3 protein-coding genes are annotated in these 2,010 nt (G+C 62.5%); all 3 read right to left on the reverse strand.

From position 1 onward, the window contains the following. Window positions 1–775, reverse strand: a 775-nt coding sequence (locus tag FAS41_RS31020) for a hypothetical protein (protein ID WP_218939152.1), incomplete at its 3' end; no start/stop codon positions are given. Next, window positions 741–1,571, reverse strand: coding sequence for a M23 family metallopeptidase (locus FAS41_RS30580; RefSeq protein WP_138527007.1), 831 nt, complete (start codon window positions 1,569–1,571; stop codon window positions 741–743). The genes FAS41_RS31020 and FAS41_RS30580, both read right to left, overlap by 35 nt. 22 nt (window positions 1,572–1,593) lie before the next feature. Then, window positions 1,594–2,010, reverse strand: a 417-nt coding sequence (locus tag FAS41_RS30585; protein ID WP_138527008.1) for a DUF2345 domain-containing protein, incomplete at its 5' end; no start/stop codon positions are given.

The raw sequence follows: 2,010 nt of genomic DNA on the forward strand, positions 1-2,010 counted from the left end.
CCCCTAAGCCAGCCTCCTCCCAAAACGCCAACGCCTGATGGTGCTTCTCAAGCTTCAGGAAGTCATCTTCAGACATTGGCCCGTGATCCGCGACCCGCTTCAGCCATTTATAGCGAACTTCAAAATCATTCTTCGCCCATTCAGTGGGAAACTTGCAGATCAGGCGTTTGAGCTTGCTCTGATTCTCGGCATCCTCCAGCCGGGTGGTATTCAGTTTCCGCTCATCCATGTACTGCTCGGACAGTCGCCGCCGGTCGCCCTCATACATGCTGTCGTACTCCGCCGAGGTGGCAATCGTGGCGGCATCGGGTTGGCGCGGTGGCGGGTCGCTCAGGTAGCTCGGTGGTTCGAGCAGGCTGCGGATGTAGTCTGACTGGCAGTGGCTGTCCTCGTTGGTGTCGTCGTTGATCAGGCGCCAGCCCATCCAGTGGGGGAAGTCGGCATCACTGAAACGGGTCACGCCGGGTGCGTTGAGGTTGAACCAGGCGTTGCGCTCCGTTTCGCCGGCCTCGGTGCGCGGCGGGAGGCTGATCTTCCGCCAGTGGGCGGCGTTGGCCGGTTGCAGGGCATCTGGCCCCAACACGCGGCCGAAGCGCAGTAGTTCATAGCCGGCACTGGGGCAGCCGGGGTAGCGGCGGGTCGCTGTGGTGTAGAGGTTGTATTCGAAGTCCGTCTCTTCCTGCTGGGTGCCAATCAGTTCGCCGCCGAGGAAGTAGGTGGTGAGCTGGCATTGGCCCCGTTCATAACGCATGCGCACGATCAGGCCCTTGTTCATTTCGCCGACGATTTCCGGCCGGTATCCGTCGATCTGCGAGGTGACTACGGCCAGCGAAGTGAACTTTCCGTTCGCGTCGTACCAGCCTTGGGGGGAAGCTTGGGCTCTGGAAGCTGAGTGCCGACGGATTGGTGGGTTGCGCGAAGTTGTTGGGGGGCGAGGCGTAGCCCTGCACCGGGGCAGGAACGAAAAAGTACATGTCGCCCCAGCAACTGTCGGTGCGGCCGTCCTGGGCCTGGTAGTCGAGGTCGCGCTGCTGGCGGCCGGTGAGGTGGGCGATCTGGCTGTCGTCGGCGATGATCTCGAAGTGAATCTTGCCGGCGCTGCCGTAGATTTGCCCGGCTTCGCCGATGCTGTCCTTGCGGTAGATGCGCTGGTTGATCTGCGGGTTGGCGATGTTGATTTTCGACAGGTGCATGTAGATCGAGAAGAACACCACTTGGCCGCGTTCGCCTTCACCGATCTCGGTTTCGTGGCGCAGGACGAGGCAGCCGTTGTCAGTCCAGCCATCGTCGACGCTTTGCGGGGTTCGGTATTTGAGAGCGTGGAATTCGTCGTTGGTCTTGGCAGTAGGGGCGCGGAAGTAAACCAGCTTGCCGTCCGCGATGGCGCGTACTGGCAGCGGCTGGCCGTTCTCCCGGGGGGCACTGAGGTGCATGCCGCCGTGCCAGTTGAGGTCGAAGCTCAGCGGGAAGGCGCCATCACCGGGCTGGCCACCAGGCATGGCGCGTTCGACGAAGGCTTCGTCGGTTTCACCCGCTATCGGGGCGGGAATGAAGGGAGGGCTGATGATCATCGGAAGGGTCCTTGCGCTTCGCTTATAGCGAGAGGGGGTAGCCGCTTTGGGGCTTGGGTTCGTCGTTCAGTTCGCGGGGTAGCCAGGGGACGTCCGGATGCAGCTTGGCCGGCCCACGCATGTCGAAGTGCGAGGCCTTGATGGTGAAGTCGCCCTTGGTGCCCAGCTCGATGTGGTACGGGTCGAGGGTGATGCAGGTACCGCCGGCGTTGAGGGTGATCTTGCGTTTGGCGGTGATGCGGATTTCGTCTTCGGTGCTGACAATGTCCAGCCCGTGTCGGGCGAGCAGTGCCAGGCCGTCGTTCTGCGCCTGGATCGTTACCGGGCCCTGGTTGGCGAAGAGCTTCATGCCCAGTTTCCTGGCGAACAGGCTGATGCCTTCGCCGACGGCGGTGGTGAAGCGCTTGGCGACGCTGATGTCCATGTTGGCGCCGGCGGT

It is taken from the genome of Pseudomonas nicosulfuronedens, from assembly GCF_005877905.1.
GTDB lineage: Bacteria > Pseudomonadota > Gammaproteobacteria > Pseudomonadales > Pseudomonadaceae > Pseudomonas > Pseudomonas nicosulfuronedens.

Bases quoted from the DNA above. Each gene is read 5' to 3' on its own strand.
- FAS41_RS30580 (WP_138527007.1), bottom strand. From the start codon at position 1,571: ATGATCATCAGCCCTCCCTTCATTCCCGCCCCGATAGCGGGTGAAACC.